Annotated in this window: 17 protein-coding genes, 1 tRNA gene and 1 pseudogene; 10 read left to right on the forward strand and 9 right to left on the reverse strand. The window is 51.5% G+C overall.

Annotated elements, in window-relative coordinates; genetic code table 11:
- Positions 1 to 6: 6 nt before the first annotated feature.
- The 5 genes and pseudogenes from tnpA (at position 7) to J2Z49_RS12135 (ending at position 2,976) form a co-directional block, all read left to right on the forward strand.
- Entirely contained in the window at positions 7 to 420 is a 414-nt protein-coding gene (gene tnpA / locus J2Z49_RS12115; RefSeq protein ID WP_307403211.1) for an IS200/IS605 family transposase, read from the forward strand.
- Between the two features lie 130 nt (positions 421 to 550).
- A complete protein-coding gene (locus tag J2Z49_RS12120; RefSeq protein ID WP_307403212.1) occupies positions 551 to 928 on the forward strand; it encodes a RidA family protein in 378 nt (125 codons plus the stop codon).
- Between the two features lie 21 nt (positions 929 to 949).
- Entirely contained in the window at positions 950 to 2,158 is a 1,209-nt protein-coding gene (ilvA, locus tag J2Z49_RS12125; RefSeq protein WP_307403213.1) for a threonine ammonia-lyase, read from the forward strand.
- A 46-nt stretch (positions 2,159 to 2,204) separates the two neighbouring features.
- A pseudogene (locus J2Z49_RS12130) lies at positions 2,205 to 2,403 on the forward strand (serine dehydratase beta chain); the annotation flags it as partial.
- 87 nt (positions 2,404 to 2,490) lie between these two features.
- A complete protein-coding gene (locus J2Z49_RS12135) occupies positions 2,491 to 2,976 on the forward strand; it encodes a hypothetical protein (RefSeq protein WP_307403214.1) in 486 nt (161 codons plus the stop codon).
- A 20-nt stretch (positions 2,977 to 2,996) separates the two neighbouring features.
- Here J2Z49_RS12135 and J2Z49_RS12140 read toward each other — a convergent pair whose 3' ends face one another.
- Complete coding sequence (locus J2Z49_RS12140) at positions 2,997 to 3,863, reverse strand: TIM barrel protein (RefSeq protein ID WP_307403227.1); 867 nt, start codon at positions 3,861 to 3,863, stop codon at positions 2,997 to 2,999.
- Positions 3,864 to 4,072: 209 nt separating this feature from the next.
- Here J2Z49_RS12140 and J2Z49_RS12145 point away from each other — a divergent pair, with 209 nt between their 5' ends.
- The 4 genes from J2Z49_RS12145 (at position 4,073) to J2Z49_RS12160 (ending at position 7,098) form a co-directional block, all read left to right on the forward strand.
- On the forward strand, positions 4,073 to 5,641 hold the full coding sequence (locus J2Z49_RS12145) for an ABC transporter substrate-binding protein (protein WP_307403215.1): 1,569 nt from the start codon (positions 4,073 to 4,075) through the stop codon (positions 5,639 to 5,641).
- Between the two features lie 61 nt (positions 5,642 to 5,702).
- Positions 5,703 to 6,329 (forward strand): hypothetical protein, encoded by a 627-nt coding sequence (locus J2Z49_RS12150; protein WP_307403216.1) that lies wholly within the window; start codon positions 5,703 to 5,705, stop codon positions 6,327 to 6,329.
- Positions 6,330 to 6,447: 118 nt separating this feature from the next.
- Positions 6,448 to 6,720, forward strand: a complete 273-nt coding sequence (locus J2Z49_RS12155; protein WP_307403217.1) for a hypothetical protein — start codon at positions 6,448 to 6,450, stop codon at positions 6,718 to 6,720.
- Between the two features lie 302 nt (positions 6,721 to 7,022).
- Positions 7,023 to 7,098, forward strand: a tRNA-Ala gene (locus J2Z49_RS12160).
- Here the strand turns inward: J2Z49_RS12160 and J2Z49_RS12165 are convergent.
- Positions 7,062 to 7,220 (reverse strand): hypothetical protein, encoded by a 159-nt coding sequence (locus tag J2Z49_RS12165; protein ID WP_307403218.1) that lies wholly within the window; start codon positions 7,218 to 7,220, stop codon positions 7,062 to 7,064. The genes J2Z49_RS12160 and J2Z49_RS12165 overlap by 37 nt on opposite strands.
- Positions 7,221 to 7,242: 22 nt before the next feature.
- Here J2Z49_RS12165 and J2Z49_RS12170 point away from each other — a divergent pair, with 22 nt between their 5' ends.
- Complete coding sequence (locus tag J2Z49_RS12170; protein ID WP_307403219.1) at positions 7,243 to 7,395, forward strand: hypothetical protein; 153 nt, start codon at positions 7,243 to 7,245, stop codon at positions 7,393 to 7,395.
- 108 nt (positions 7,396 to 7,503) lie between these two features.
- On the opposite strand, the gene J2Z49_RS12175 is transcribed toward J2Z49_RS12170, so the two are convergent.
- The 7 genes from J2Z49_RS12175 to J2Z49_RS12205 all read right to left on the reverse strand — a co-directional run bounded on the left by J2Z49_RS12175 (position 7,504) and on the right by J2Z49_RS12205 (position 14,112).
- Positions 7,504 to 8,256 carry an SOS response-associated peptidase gene (locus J2Z49_RS12175; protein WP_307403220.1) on the reverse strand — a complete coding sequence of 251 codons (753 nt, stop codon included), beginning with the start codon at positions 8,254 to 8,256 and terminating at the stop codon, positions 7,504 to 7,506.
- A 260-nt stretch (positions 8,257 to 8,516) separates the two neighbouring features.
- Positions 8,517 to 9,257: an ABC transporter ATP-binding protein gene (locus J2Z49_RS12180; protein WP_456151688.1), complete on the reverse strand. Its 741-nt coding sequence runs from the start codon at positions 9,255 to 9,257 to the stop codon at positions 8,517 to 8,519.
- Between the two features lie 59 nt (positions 9,258 to 9,316).
- A complete protein-coding gene (locus J2Z49_RS12185) occupies positions 9,317 to 10,303 on the reverse strand; it encodes an ABC transporter permease (protein ID WP_307403222.1) in 987 nt (328 codons plus the stop codon).
- Positions 10,304 to 10,356: 53 nt separating this feature from the next.
- On the reverse strand, positions 10,357 to 11,367 hold the full coding sequence (locus J2Z49_RS12190; RefSeq protein ID WP_307403223.1) for an ABC transporter substrate-binding protein: 1,011 nt from the start codon (positions 11,365 to 11,367) through the stop codon (positions 10,357 to 10,359).
- 362 nt (positions 11,368 to 11,729) lie between these two features.
- On the reverse strand, positions 11,730 to 12,368 hold the full coding sequence (locus J2Z49_RS12195) for an alpha/beta hydrolase (protein ID WP_307403224.1): 639 nt from the start codon (positions 12,366 to 12,368) through the stop codon (positions 11,730 to 11,732).
- Positions 12,369 to 12,449: 81 nt separating this feature from the next.
- Positions 12,450 to 12,812, reverse strand: coding sequence for a cyclophilin-like fold protein (locus tag J2Z49_RS12200; protein WP_307403228.1), 363 nt, complete (start codon positions 12,810 to 12,812; stop codon positions 12,450 to 12,452).
- A 40-nt stretch (positions 12,813 to 12,852) separates the two neighbouring features.
- Positions 12,853 to 14,112: a nickel pincer cofactor-dependent isomerase, group 22 gene (locus J2Z49_RS12205; protein ID WP_307403225.1), complete on the reverse strand. Its 1,260-nt coding sequence runs from the start codon at positions 14,110 to 14,112 to the stop codon at positions 12,853 to 12,855.
- Between the last annotated feature and the right edge of the window lie 277 nt (positions 14,113 to 14,389).

Below are 14,389 nucleotides of genomic sequence, written 5' to 3' on the forward strand. Positions count from 1 at the left end.
AAACCTATGAAAGGAAAAATAAGCCATTGCGTTTACAACATCAATTACCATATCGTGTTTTGCCCAAAATACCAATACCGGCATAAAGTATTCAATGGCAAAGTGGAAGACACTCTAAAGTGGACGGTCCAGGAAATCTGTGACCCATACGGCTACACTCTTCTCCGGATGGAAGCCATGCCGGATCACCTGCACATTTTCCTGTCGGCTCCACCTACAGCAGCTCCTACAGATATTGTCAAGAAGATCAAAAGCATTACTGCCAACAGGATATTTGCAGCTTTCCCCGGTATCAAAAAGAAATACTTTTGGGGCAGCGGGTTGTGGAGCAGGGGCTACTATATCGGTACCGCCGGAAATGTTGGCGCCGAGACTATTCGCAAGTACATCGAGCCCGGAAATCCCGCCATAAGGAGGTGAAATCCAATGAGCCGGTGCAAAAATAACACAACCAAAAAAACTTAAACAGCTTGCTGAGCGGGCCGCAAACATCCTGGTGGAAAAGTTTCCCCTGTACCTTAATAAAGAGCAGATTAAGGAGAGACGAAAAATGAGGGAAGTAATTAAGACCAACAAAGCGCCCCAGCCCATCGGGCCTTATTCTCAGGCTATGAAGGTGGGTGGCTTCCTCTTTGTTTCCGGCCAGATTGGCATCAACCCTCAGACGGGTGAGCTGGTACCAGGTGGAATTGAAGCCCAGACAAAACAGGTAATGGAAAACATAAAACAGATCCTGTCCGCCGCAGGAATGGAATTCGACCACGTGGTTAAAACTACCGTTTTTATCACCAACATAGACGACTTTGCCACCGTAAATCGAACCTGCGGTCAGTATTTCAGCGAACTCCCTCCGGCCCGTTCCTGCGTAGCGGTGGCCATCCTGCCCAAAGGGGCGCTGGTGGAAGTAGAGATCATCGCCTGCCGTTAAATTCATGTATAGAGGGTAAGAATGATGATCTCCCTTGAAGATATAAAAAAAGCCGGTGAAACTTTAAACAGCGTGGTCTATAAGACCGGTCTGGTATATAACACCACTTTAAGTGAAATGACCGGTAATCACGTTTACTTAAAAATGGAAAACCTGCAGCGTACCGGCTCTTTCAAGCTGCGAGGGGCCTATAACAAAATAGCCAGTTTGAGTGAGGAAGAAAAGAAAAAGGGTGTTGTTGCCTCTTCCGCCGGCAACCACGCCCAGGGAGTAGCCCTGGCGGCAACCATTTACGGCATCCGTTCCACCATCGTCATGCCCAAGCACGCCCCCCTGTCCAAAGTAACGTCCACCCGCCAGTACGGGGCGGAGGTGGTTCTTCACGGCGATGTTTATGATGAAGCATATGAGGAGGCTAAACGCATCCAGGAAAAAACAAAGGCCACCTTCATCCACCCTTTTAACGACCCGCAGGTGATCGCCGGCCAGGGTACTATTGCCCTGGAAATTTTAGCGGATTTACCCGATGTGGAAGTGGTGGTGGTGCCCATCGGTGGAGGCGGATTGATCTCGGGAATTGCCATCGCCATGAAAAGCCTAAAACCCGATGTGCATGTAATTGGCGTACAGGCCAAAAACATGCCTTCCATGGCCGAATCGTTGGCCCGGGGCCGGTTGCTCACGGTGGACGGAACACCCACTATCGCCGACGGCATAGCCGTTAAAACACCGGGGGACCTTACTTTTGAAATCGTACAGCGTTACGTAGACGAAGTGGTTACCGTTGATGAAGACGAAATAGCCAGCGCCATCCTGCTCCTGCTGGAAAGGGCGAAGGCCGTGGCTGAAGGAGCGGGAGCCGCACCGGTAGCGGCTGTTTTAAACCGACTTTACCGCTATAAAAACCGTAAAATGGTGGCCGTTATAAGCGGTGGAAATATTGACGTAAATCTTCTATCACGCACCATCGACAAAGGTCTGGTGAAGAACGGCCGCAAGATTTTCCTGAATACAGTCATCCCAGACCAGCCCGGAACGCTGTGGCGACTGCTGCAGTTAATTGCCGGCACAGGAGCCAACGTGCTGTCAGTCACCCACAGCCGGGAAACTCTGGACGTACCCCTGGGTTCAGCTCGAGTGGAACTGGAACTGGAAACGGCAGATGCGGATCATGTACAGACCATCCGGGAACTACTGGAACAGCACTGCTACCGCGTCCAACTTCAGTGAAGGGATGGGTTAAGTCTTGGACATTTTCGAAATTATCGGGCCGGTCATGATCAGCCCGTCCGGTTCCCATACGGCCGGGGTCGTAAGGCTGGGTAACCTGACCAGAAATATCCTGGGCGAAGAACCGCGCCGGGCAAAAATTATTCTGTATAATTCCTTTGCATAATTCCTTTGCCAGCACCGGCCGCGGCCACGGCACCGACCTGGCCCTGGTCGCCGGCCTGCTGGGTTTTGCTCTGGACGATACCATAATTTTCCTGGCATAGAAAAGTAAAACAGAAGAAATTCTAAAAGATGTAATGAGGTTAAACTATTTTTGAGGAGGTTACAGCATGGCCAAAACAGTGCTGGGAACTTTTAGTGCGCGGGAATCGGCGGAAAGGGCGGTTGCGGAGCTGCGTTCCAGAGGTTTTGACCGCGAAATTTCCGTGGTGGCCAAAGAGGATGTAGCCCGCGGGGGACGCCGCGCCGACGCCGGGCCAATGATGGGCGGTGACCCGGTTGCTGATGGGACCGCTACCGGAGGGGTGCTGGGTGGCCTGGCCGGCCTGGTGGCCGGTGCCGGAGCCCTAGCTATCCCCGGCATTGGACCAATAGTAGCCGCCGGCCCCATTGCGGGATTGCTCTCCGGCGCTGCTACCGGGGGGATTGCCGGAGGATTGATCGACTGGGGCATCCCGGCAGAACGGGGACGCTACTACGAAGAAAAGGTCAAACAAGGCAACATCCTGGTTTCCGTGCGGTGCGATGATAACAAAGCCAATGATGCAGCCGCGGTTTTGCGCCAGTTTGGCGGCCAGGACGTAGAAACCCACTAGATTCCCAAAGGCAGGGGAAATCAACCCCCTGCCTTTTCTTTTATCTGCTCGTAAAGTGCTTTAAAGACGAGGGCGTCTTCCACCTGGCGATCATAGGATTCGCAGATAATGGTGGGGGTGAGGTTTCTTTCCACGATCAGCCGGGCCAGAAGGCTGAAATGGGGACCATAACCATCATCCAATGTGGTGCGGTGTCTCTTTTCCCCCGCTTTGGTAAATTCAATGGGACTGAAATGAATATGCAGTTTCTGAACCGCCTCTTTGCCCAACCGGCTTTCAACCAGATCCAAGACAGCCGCAAAATCCTCCACCGTTTTCAATGCCCCCTGGCTGGCCGCATGTAAATGGGCAAAGTCTACGGCTGGCACCACCCGGGGGTCCAGGGTACACAATTCCAGCACCTCCTCCAGGTTGCCAATTTGTGCCGGTTTACCTGCCGTTTCCGGCGCCACCCGGATATCCCCCAATCCCATGTCCTCTGCAACCGCCAGGATCTCCAGCAGTAGCTCCCTGGCCCTGGCCATGGCGCCGGCCCGGTCATTTCCTCCTCCCGTACCCGGGTGAAAGACCACCGGTGAAGCCCCCATCCACTGGGCGGCCTGCATGGATTTGAGCAAATGCATCTTTGTTTTTTCCCTGAAAACAGGGTCGGTAGTTCCTAAAGTGATGTAATAGGGGGCATGAATGCTTAAGAAAACCCCGTTTTCCCGGGCCACTTCTCCAAGTTTCCGGGCCGTAGTTTCTCCGATATGCACTCCCCGCACACACTGATATTCGTAGGCATTAAGACCCTGCACCCTTAACCATGCAGGCATGTCCAGGGAACTTTTATACCCCTGGGCCTGAAAGGACGGCGGATTTCCCGCCGGCCCGAAACGTATGCCCATCACAATATCCCTTCCCCCTGCTAAAGTCAACACTTCTCCTTGTAAAAAAGTAACAGCCAGTAATTTCGACAACGACCGCCTCTTTCCTCCTCAGGAAAAAGAAAACGACAGAGTTTAACGATTATTTATTAGAGGATTTTTACATTACAAGCAGAATTATACATTGCTTCCCTTTCGCAGTAAACTCTTGGTATTTGGGGGGAAAAGTTATGCTCAAACGGCTTATTTTTTTCCTGACCCTCTTTTTGTGTTTGTGTTTTTTTTACATAAAGGGATTGATAACGGTCGTACCCACATCCTGGTTAAAGGAAAGACAGGACTTTATAGTTTACCTGCAGGAAACAGAAGCCCGTACCCTGGACCCGGCGCGGGCAGACGACCTGGCTTCCGCCCGCGTACTGGCCAATATCTACGAGGGATTGGTACGGTTCAGGACAGGTACGGGAGTAGAACCCTGCCTGGCCACCCGCTGGGAAGTTTCCCGGGATGGGCGGCAGTGGACTTTCTATCTCCGGCCCAACGTAACCTTTCATGACGGCACTCCTTTTAATGCTGAGGCGGTAAAGTTTAATGTCGAGAGACTGCTTAATCAACAAAATTGCTATACCTACGCCACTTTTACTTACGGGATGGTCCAATCGGTAGAAGTAATAGACTCGTTAACTGTACGCTTTAATTTAAAATACCCTTACGCTCCTTTTCTTTATAACCTGGCCATGCCCGTGGCCGCCCCGATAGTCAGTCCCCGGGCGGTACAACAGTACAAAGAGGAATTCTGGAAACACCCTGCCGGGACAGGTCCTTTTATCTTTCAACAGTGGAAACAGAATAACGAAATCACTCTTGTGGCCAACCCCCGTTATTGGGGAGTTAAGCCGTCCACACCAGGAGTAATCTTCCGCACTGTTCCCGACCCGAACATGAGAATAAAACTCCTTTTATCTGGAAGCGCCCAGATCAGTGAAGGTATTCCTCCGCAAGAAGTGACGGCTTTAAAAGATAAGGGGTTCCGGATGATCAACACACCAGGTCTTGATATCAGCTACCTGGGCTTTTATACCAATAAGGGGCCATTTCGTGACGTAGCGCTGCGCCGGGTTGCCCGGCAGGCCTGTGACCCTCAGGCACTGGCGGAACTATTATTCCCCGGGCAAACAATCATGGCCAGAGGCCCCTTACCCCCTGGAACCCTGGGTTATGAACAAACTCCCGAACCATTGCGACCACAACCCGAAAGGGCCCGCCGGGAATTAATTGCCGCCGGCTACACCCCTGGATTGCAAATTACCCTTCTGGCCTATGCCAATCCCCGTCCCTATAACCCCGCAGGGGGAGAAAGGCTGGGCCGGGCCCTGGCCGAACAACTGGAAAGGGCCGGTTTTTCCTGTTCCATTAAGGTTTACCCCTGGGACGAATTTAAAAAAGCACTTTTCCGCCAGGAAGGAGACGCCTTTATTTACGGTTGGACGAGCGATAACGCTGATCCGGACAATTTCCTTTATACCCTTTTTTCCTCAGAACAAATTGCCTGCGGTCTAAATACCACCCGTTACCGTAACCCCCAGGTAGATACGCTGCTCATCACCGCTCAACAAACACTGGACAGCAGCCGTCGGGCACAGATCTACCGGGATGTTCTCCAGCATATCCGGGAGGATGTACCCATGGTATTTCTCCACCATAGTTTATACACCCTGGTTATGGCTGATAATGTTCAAGGAGTAATTATACGTCCCCAGGGGATACCTTATCTAGGTAATGTACAAATAGGTAAATAACTCAAAACTTTACAATACCTAAAATATACCAGTTATAAAGCTGGAATTTGGCAACCATACTATGGCTGAAAAGCACAATTATTTTGAGGGGGAGTATCAAATGCACCAGATCGTTCAAATGCAGCAGCAAATCCAAAGATTAAGGGATGAAGCAAGCTCTATCAGCCAGCTTTGCAACCAACTCCAGCAACAGCAGTTACAGCGCCTCACCTTTCTAGCCGGCCAGATGCAACAGGATCTGAATAGCCTGAGCAGTATGGCCCAACAAATCAGCTCCACAGTTCAGACCCAGGGTCAATTCGGACAAACCGCAGGCGGCTACGCCGCGCAATACGGTGTGGGACAGACAGGATTTGGCGGGTATGCCCAGGGTTATCAACCCTTCACCGGCCAGTACGGCCAGGCTGGCGAACAATTTGGCACCGCCCGCTTTGGAACTACCGGCACTGGGGGTTATAACATTAGCCAGTACGCAACACAGCCCACTACTTTCGGCAATGTCTCTGGATATGCCACCCAGGGCACTACCGGACAATTCGGTGGTTACCAGACCGGACAGCAGTTTGGTACCGCAGGACAGTACGGTGGCTTCCAACAGTCCGGCTTACAGGGCGGCGGATTCCAAGGTAGCATTTACGAGCAGGGTAACTACTCGCCAAACTATACCGGGGTCCTATCAAACGTATAAAATTGACGGTTTTTTGCCAACGGGGTCCTTAAAAAGGACCCCGTTGTTGTTTTTTACTACAAAAGTAGGATCTTTTAGACACCGTCTGCCCCTTAACAAATTTTCCTAAAAATGTATAATGGGTATAAGAAATGATTTTGGGGGGGAAATCTTAGTGAAAACACTGCGGGACGGTGCTTCTTACAGTCACCGGGAAGTGGTAGATTTGCTGGTGGAGTTTTCTGCCTTTAAAGACCGCGTAGAAAAAAAATTTAAAGACCTGGCTAAAGAGCTGGATGGCAAGAACAATGAACATGAATTGTGGGTAAACCTTTACCTCATTTCAACCGATTATGCCGAGGAGCAATACAATAAAAAGCAAAGACAGGAAGCCATGCAAAAGGTTTCATGAAAATACATCCCTACCCTCGCCGGGTAGGGCTTTGTTTCAAATACACACGCCCAGGAAATAATAAACCCGGAGGTGTGGAAATGTTCAAACAAGATATAAACAAAAGAAGGAATCCTTCCACATGGTGGGCTATACCTGTGGGTTTACTTATAGGTGCAGGCTGGCTGTCCATGGCAGCCTACTCCATCTACAGCCGCATCCAGCCTAAAGATTAACCACAGGCGTAGAGCGCCAATTTCTGCGACTCAGAATCCAAACCCCTTGTAACCGGAGCGGTTTCATGGTATAATGCAAATTGTCGTGGGGGCATAGCTCAGCTGGGAGAGCGCTAGAATCGCACTCTAGAGGTCGGGGGTTCGAGTCCCCTTGCCTCCACCATACAAATCAACAGTCACCTTAAAAATAACATCCACATTTTCGCGGGTTACCGTGACCCGTTCCACAAATTCCCCGATCAACCACCTGCAGGTATCGGGGTCTTTGCTTTTTAAAAGCCGCATATTCTCCCGGAGATATGCCGCGATGGCTTCTCATGTCGCCACGTTCTTCTGTTCCCTCAGGCGCAACTCCTGCAACTGCGCTTCCAGCGTGGCTTTTTGTGTTTCCAGGGACTTTAATCCCCTGGGCCACCTGCAGGAAACGCTGGATTTCCTCCGTGTGAGGTACTGGATTTAAGCGTGCCCCGGGCAAATCTGCCAGGTTGATAAAGCCGGGCCAGACCATCATCTCTAGCAAACAGGTGCTGCAAAATCTCGCCGTCCAAAGTAAATCAAGCACCGGGTATCACGGTTCTCCATTTTCCTCTTCCAGGATGAGTTCGGGCATGTCGTTTTTTGGTGAGTTGACCAACCTCGAAACGGGGTATATATGCAGCCTTCCCTCATAGGGGCGGAGAAGTTTTCTCAAGGTGTTGAAATCTCCGGCCTCAAGCCACTCCCCATATTCTTCCTCGACGCTGAGTATAACAGGCATCCTGCTGTGGATCTCCTTCATGGATTCGCTTGCCTCGGTCGTAATTATCGCGAAAGAAAAGACGCTTTCTTCTGAAGAATCCCACCTGTCCCAGAGGCCGGCAAAGGCAAACACCTCTTTATCGGGAAGCACTATCCTGTAAGGAGTGCTCCTTTTCCCCTCTCTTTTCCACTCGTAAAAACCGTCGGCAGGGACGAGGCATCTTCTTCGGAAGCGAAAGGAGTCCCTGAAAGCAGGCTTTGAAAGTACAGTTTCAGTCCGCGCGTTGACGAGTCTACTCCCAATTGAAGCGTCTTTCGCCCAGTGAGGAATAAGACCCCAGCGCATAACTTTGAGAAGCCGCCCAGATTCCCCTCCGACAATCACAGGGACGGCCTGCCCTGGCGCAATGTTGTACCTGGGAAAGTACGGAATACTGCAGGGAACGCGGAAGGTTTTGCTGATTGCTTCCGGAGCAACAGTTAAGGTAAAGCGACCGCAGATGATGAACACCCCCGTCCTGACCCCAATCTGATGCAAGTAAACGGCGAATATCTGGGCCGATACCCGGCAGTAGCGGGCCATGAATGTGTCCAGTATTCATTGTGCAGGCTCCAACAGGTCATGTCGGAGCCGACGGCTACCTCCTTCACCGTCTGGCCGGCCCGGCACCCTACACGGGGGAGGCCCACATCTTCCCGGTTCGGACCCCCGGCTGTCGGGCCGCTTCCCGGCGTTTTTCCGTCCCTCGGACTTTCGCCCTCGGGCGCATATAACCACCAGGTCCATCCTGCCTTCGCGGGCCATTTTGAAGAGCCGGGCCAGCCTCTGCGCTTTTCATCTAATTATTCGACCTGAGCCAGAAGCACCCGGTCGTCATCAAATACATCCCCACTGCTTTGCGTGAACTTCTTGATCAGGTCAGGCACGGAGAGACGTTGCTTTTCATGCGGCCCGACATCTAATATAATTTTCCCCCGGTGCATCATTATCAGCCGGTTACCGTAACGCAAGGCTTGCTCCATATTGTGCGTAACCATCAGGGTTGTTAGTTTATTGGTTCTTATTAACCGGTCTGTAATATCCATTATTAAACGGGCGGCCTTCGGGTCGAGCGCAGCGGTATGTTCGTCCAAGAGCAACAGCTTGGGCTGTACAACGGTTGCCATAGCGAGAGCCAGGGCCTGCCGCTGGCCACCGGAAAGAGTGCCCACCGGGACCTTCAAGCGGTTCTCCAGGCCCATACCAATTTGTGATAAGGCATCTTTGAAGGCCATCACACGGGGCCCGGTAACAGCCCGTGATAACCCGCGGCGCTTACCGCGCATAAAGGCCATAGCAAGGTTTTCTTCTACGGTCATATCGGCCGCCGTGCTGGCAAGGGGATTCTGGTCAATGTACCCTATAGAACCCGCCCGGCGATATTCCGGCTGATCGGTTACGTCCTTACCGTCCAGTTCTATCCGTCCCTCGTCAACTTCTATGACACCGGCAATGACGTTCAGCAGGGTAGATTTGCCTGCACCGTTGCTACCGATAACAGTAACAAAATCACCCGGCCGGATATGCAAATTTATGCTATCCAAAGCTTTAACCTGATTAGGTGTGCCGGCGAAAAAATATTTACTTGCGCCCTTCAGCCGAATCATCTTGTCACATCCCGCCCACCGGCTTTGTTCTCAAAAAGATTAAGCATGGCCTGATGCCAGCGAAAGACTGTGCTGCCGTTAAGCAGTCCGTTTTTACGCTTTTTGTATTTTAGCAGAGGAATACTTAAGGCGGCCAGCACCAGCACAGCAGTAATAAGCTTGAAATCGTGTGCCGGGAAACCCAAACGCAGGGCCAGGGCTAGAACGCCGCGATAAAAGATGGAACCTAAAATGACCCCGGTTAAAAGCCACCCGACGCCGCGCCTGCCAAAAAGGCTTTCACCGATAATTACCGAGGCTATGGAAGCCACCAGAACCCCGATACCCATTCCTACGTCGGCAAAACCCTGCACCTGACAGGCCAGAGCCCCTGAAAGCGCTACTAAACAATTGGATATGACGAGGGCTATCAGCTTGGTATTATCTGTATTAACACCCAGGTTGCGAATCATGCGTTCGTTATTTCCCGTGGCCCTGATGGCCAGACCCAGGTCAGTAGCGAGGAACCATCCCATTATGAGCCTTAAAACCAGAACTACAACTGACAAAATCAGGATGACAGCAATATGGTTTTGTATTGACGTCAACTGGCTCTGGGAGATACCGATCCATCCCAGTACTTGCCCGTAAACGTTATCATAGGACAAAAGGGGGGTATTAGGCCGCCCCATAAGCCGCAGCATAATGGTATAAATGGCGCTGGTGGTTATAATACCGGCCAGGATGTTATTGATCTTTAACCTGGTGTGCATCAAACCGGTGGCCGCTCCTGCTAAACCGCCCGCCAAACTGCCCAGGATCACGGCATGAACGGGACTAATACCAGATACGACCGCCGTGGCAGTCACAGCGGCCCCGAGGGGGAAGGTGCCCTCGACCGTCAGGTCGGGAAACCCGAGCATTATAAAGGTCAAGAGCACTCCCATTGCCATAAAGGCGTATATTAACCCTTGCTCCAGAGCATTAATCAGAACATTTTCCAAGGCCCTCACTGCTTTCCGCCAGCACACATACTCTCCAATTATTTAACCACATCTTATTTAATAACATCGTCAGCGCGATTGAGCAGGGATTGAGGAATTTCAAGACCTATAGCGTCAGCCGCCTTCTTATTAATCAACAGGGTGCGCTTGCGAATTTCTTCCGGCGGGATGCTACCCACTTTTTCGCCACGCAAGACACGCGCCATCAATTCAGCACCCTGGCGGCCGCAGTCGTATTCATCATTACCAATGGTAGCGACGGCACCGGCTTTTACCGATTCGGTGTCACCGGTAAAGAACGGAATCTTATTATCCCGGCATACCTTAATAACCGATTGCACTGCCGACATTACCGTGTTATCCTGCGGCATAAAAACTGCATCCACACGGCCTACCAGCGACTGTGCCGCCATCTGGACTTCGCTACTGCTGCTGACCGTGCCTTCTATAACTTTCCAGCCCTTGCCGGCCACGTACTCCTTGATGAGATTTACATTCCGAACCGAATTGTCTTCACTGGGGTTATACATTACACCGAGGCGTTTTATATTCGGTACCATTTCTTTAATCAGGTCCATCTGCTGCACTATCGGGTCGTTACTGGCTACACCGGTAATATTAGTACCGGTCGGTTCCCCGACGGCTTTAATCAGGCCCGCTTTTACCGGATCGGAAACGGCAATGAAGACCACCGGAATACCGGTACCCTTGGTAGCCTGGGCGGCAGCCTGCGAACTGGGTGTAGTAATGGCCAGAATGGCATCTACCTTATCGGCGACGAACTTATCGGCAATCGTTTTGGTCATATTGAGGTCGCCCTGTGCGTTTTGAAAATCAAACTTAACGGTTTTACCGTCAATAAAGCCTTCTTCCTTCATCTGGTCAACAAAGCCCTGATAATCAAGGTTCAGGGCCGGGTGGGATACAAGCTGTAAAATACCTACAACCGGAATATCTTTCTGCCCTTTCTGCTCTTCTGGTGCGCTTTTACTTTGTTGTCCACACCCGGCAGCGAAAAGGAATAATCCCAAACACATTATTAAAATCATTAACTTCTTAAGCATCAACTATACCCCCTGTAAACAACCTGTAATGTAAAAATAATTTATAGTTTACGTCCTTTTTGCCGGCTTGCCTCTCGCCTGTAACTCCGCTCATCTCCCCCTTTCTTAAAAACTAACAGCCGCCGCCCCAGTGAGCGCCGGCCATTAAACCAAATCGTCTCACCTCATCTCAACAAAACTATCTCCCCCGGCAAAGGGCTCTCTTCTAAAACAATGTAATTAATAAAATAAATTATTAAAGCCCAGAGCTTACTACGATTATACCCACCGAAAACTAAAGTGTCAACGATCCTTTATTACCTGGCCCGTATCAAGTTCAAGTTTAAATTAAATTATTTTTGGTAAAAAAGTAGTACCACCCTTTATCGTTCAAAAGCTAAAACCCGGGCGAAAAAGTCGGCCACCATATCTCCAACCTTCGCCTCGTATCCCCACCAGAAGTGATCAACCCCGGGAATCAGCTCAACAATCTTTGGTTCGGCCATACCGGCAGTTTCCTCTAAAACCGAGGAAGGGGAAATTATGTCATCTTCCGCCCCGGTAACAATCAACTTCGGTTTAGCGCATTGCTTAAGCACGTTGGCAGGGATAACAGGGGAAACGGCCGCAATGGCCCGGACTACATCACTGGTCTCTCCAACTGCCAAGGCCACCATCCCTCCGAAGGAATAACCCATGATGCCGATCCGCGACGGGTCGATTTCCTCCCGGTTTGCGAGCAATAAAAGGGCCGCCCGCGCGTCTTCTTGTTCCCCGATCCCGTTAGCAAAGCAGCCCTGGCTGCGGCCCACACCGCGAAAGTTGAAACGCAGGCTGGCTATTCCATTACTGGTCAATGCCCGGCTAACGGCGAGGATGACGTTGTTATTCATGCTTCCACCGTAAAGGGGGTGAGGGTGACAAAGCACTACCCCGGGAAAGGGACCAGGAACAGGCGGCAGGTCCAGGCAGGCTTCCAGTACCAGGCCGGAGCCAGGCAGATCAATTTGTATTTTTCTCATATAGTCACTTCCCTATAGACGCGAAATACCTGTAAAAAATAAAACGGCCATCTGAGGCTTAACCAAAACGAGGGGAAATCCCTAATTTTTTTCAATTATGACCTCTGCGCCATCCTCCACTTGACGCAGGTCCTCAAGGTTGCCCTCGACACGCCCAAAGACGTTCACCGGGCTAGCTGCCCGGATCTCTTCCCCCTCGCTGATTGGGGTCGGCCCGAAAAAAATGCAAAATGCATTACCCGCCGGCCAGTAGCCAAGATCCCCCCTGGACACCAGATCAGAGGCTCCCCGTTCCAGCGGAGCGTTTACCGGAATGGAAAAGTAAATTTCCTCTCCCCAACGGCTGGCTCTACCCTTTATGGGTAGGGCTTCCTGGATTAAGCGTCCCGTCGGGGTGTTGTAAATTAAGGCGGGCCAGGATAAGGTTCCTGATCTAATTGTCACTTTCAAGCTTCACCCCTCCTTTTCACCATTCTATATCAAATTAATGATCATCCTCAAGGACGAGATTGCCTTCGCGAAAAACCAGGGGAGCCGGCGGTCCAACAACCTCAATATCCGTCCTCTGGCTCAGCTCCCCGGCCAGGCTTTCGGTAACCCACAGGTACTCCAGTTCAAGGGTGTTCTTGATCAGGGCCCCTTGCAAATGATCAACGGCCTCGCCTGCAGTAAGGCTCGCCAGCGCCGCCTCTATGGCCGACCGGTCGTCGGGCATAACGATCGGAAGCATGGCCCGCTGAACGTTTCCGCTGGTGATGCAGTTAAGATAAGTGGTCTTGCGGTCCATTTTCTCGACCAGCCGCCTGGTGGTGATATCCGCCAGACCGATCCCTGTAGCATTACCGTGAGAAGCCGCGGTCAAATCGAGCACGACAATCCGGGCAATGAAGGGGCTGTGGGGCTCGGGCACCCCGATCATCCTGGTTCTCCCAATCACATTGGTATCCATACCCGTGCCGCTGATATTTTTGCCCATTTCCCTGACAATCAAAAAGTCCAGCCTGTCTACCGGCAGGCGGGGCATCAGGCGGTAGGCCTCCGTTAACAATCGCTGTTCCATTTCTAAAAGTTCCCCTGGAGCCGCCGCCTGGATAATAGCCGTATCATCGTAACTGTTTTCCACTATACCCACCCCGGCCCAAACCTTACCCGAACGGATAAAAACTTGACCGATATCTATAAGCGTACTGGCTATCTCCTCCGGCCTCACCCGGTGGATAAAGGAGGCACCTTTTACCTTACCCAGCCCCACGGCCATCATCTTCATCAAGCCGCTCTCCACAGGTCCGTGAAAAGTGGTGTGGGGTTTAATGCGGTTGCATACGATGATCCCGTCGGCGCCCCAGGCATTCACGTCACAGAAGGCTTTTATCCCCCGGGGGGTTTCACCTATCTCCACCACTTCCGCCGCGGTCAATACCGGGCACCCCAATGTTTCCCCGGTGATCCCCAGGCTGGCCAGAACCTGTTTCTGCCCCTGGGCCGTACCTCCACCGTGGCTTCCCATGGCACCGACAACAAAGGGCTCCGCTTTAGCCGCCCTGACCACTTCTACCAGGGCGCTTAATATTGTCGTGATATTTTTAATGCCGCGGCTTCCCGCCGTGATGGCAACCCGCTGCCCGGGCCTGACCATTTCCCGGAAATTGATCCTGTCCATCTCCTCCAATACCCGGACCCGGATGTCCGGTACCACCGGGCGGGGGAAGATCTGCCTGATTTTAACAAAGCGAAGGTGGTTCACAAGGTTCACCCGGCCTTTGACACAAGATTAATTTTTTCCTGTACCCCCAGCAAAGCCACACAGTAAATATACAATAATGATTATACTCCCCAAAAGGCAATTCTGGCCAGACCGCGAAACCCTTTACTTGTCAAAAGCAGGTCCATTGGGCTAAAATAGGGAAGGTAGTCAAGCATATGCTTAAGCGCAGCGGTAAAAAGTCAAGTACTTTTTGAAGGGAAATTGGAAAAAATTTTTGGGGTTAAGTCGTAAAAAGGCAACAACAAACCAGGCCCAG

This window comes from Desulfofundulus luciae, assembly GCF_030813795.1.
In the GTDB taxonomy this organism is placed as follows: domain Bacteria; phylum Bacillota; class Desulfotomaculia; order Desulfotomaculales; family Desulfovirgulaceae; genus Desulfofundulus; species Desulfofundulus luciae.

Bases quoted from the DNA above. Each gene is read 5' to 3' on its own strand.
- J2Z49_RS12135 (WP_307403214.1), top strand. From the start codon at position 2,491: ATGGCCAAAACAGTGCTGGGAACTTTTAGTGCGCGGGAATCGGCGGAA.
- J2Z49_RS12120 (WP_307403212.1), top strand. From the start codon at position 551: ATGAGGGAAGTAATTAAGACCAACAAAGCGCCCCAGCCCATCGGGCCT.
- tnpA (WP_307403211.1), top strand. From the start codon at position 7: ATGAAAGGAAAAATAAGCCATTGCGTTTACAACATCAATTACCATATC.
- J2Z49_RS12170 (WP_307403219.1), top strand. From the start codon at position 7,243: ATGGCTTCTCATGTCGCCACGTTCTTCTGTTCCCTCAGGCGCAACTCC.
- ilvA (WP_307403213.1), top strand. From the start codon at position 950: ATGATGATCTCCCTTGAAGATATAAAAAAAGCCGGTGAAACTTTAAAC.
- J2Z49_RS12165 (WP_307403218.1), bottom strand. From the start codon at position 7,220: ATGCGGCTTTTAAAAAGCAAAGACCCCGATACCTGCAGGTGGTTGATC.
- J2Z49_RS12175 (WP_307403220.1), bottom strand. From the start codon at position 8,256: ATGGCCCGCTACTGCCGGGTATCGGCCCAGATATTCGCCGTTTACTTG.
- J2Z49_RS12150 (WP_307403216.1), top strand. From the start codon at position 5,703: ATGGCTGAAAAGCACAATTATTTTGAGGGGGAGTATCAAATGCACCAG.
- J2Z49_RS12195 (WP_307403224.1), bottom strand. From the start codon at position 12,368: ATGAGAAAAATACAAATTGATCTGCCTGGCTCCGGCCTGGTACTGGAA.
- J2Z49_RS12140 (WP_307403227.1), bottom strand. From the start codon at position 3,863: ATGGGCATACGTTTCGGGCCGGCGGGAAATCCGCCGTCCTTTCAGGCC.
- J2Z49_RS12190 (WP_307403223.1), bottom strand. From the start codon at position 11,367: ATGCTTAAGAAGTTAATGATTTTAATAATGTGTTTGGGATTATTCCTT.
- J2Z49_RS12155 (WP_307403217.1), top strand. From the start codon at position 6,448: ATGGGTATAAGAAATGATTTTGGGGGGGAAATCTTAGTGAAAACACTG.
- J2Z49_RS12145 (WP_307403215.1), top strand. From the start codon at position 4,073: ATGCTCAAACGGCTTATTTTTTTCCTGACCCTCTTTTTGTGTTTGTGT.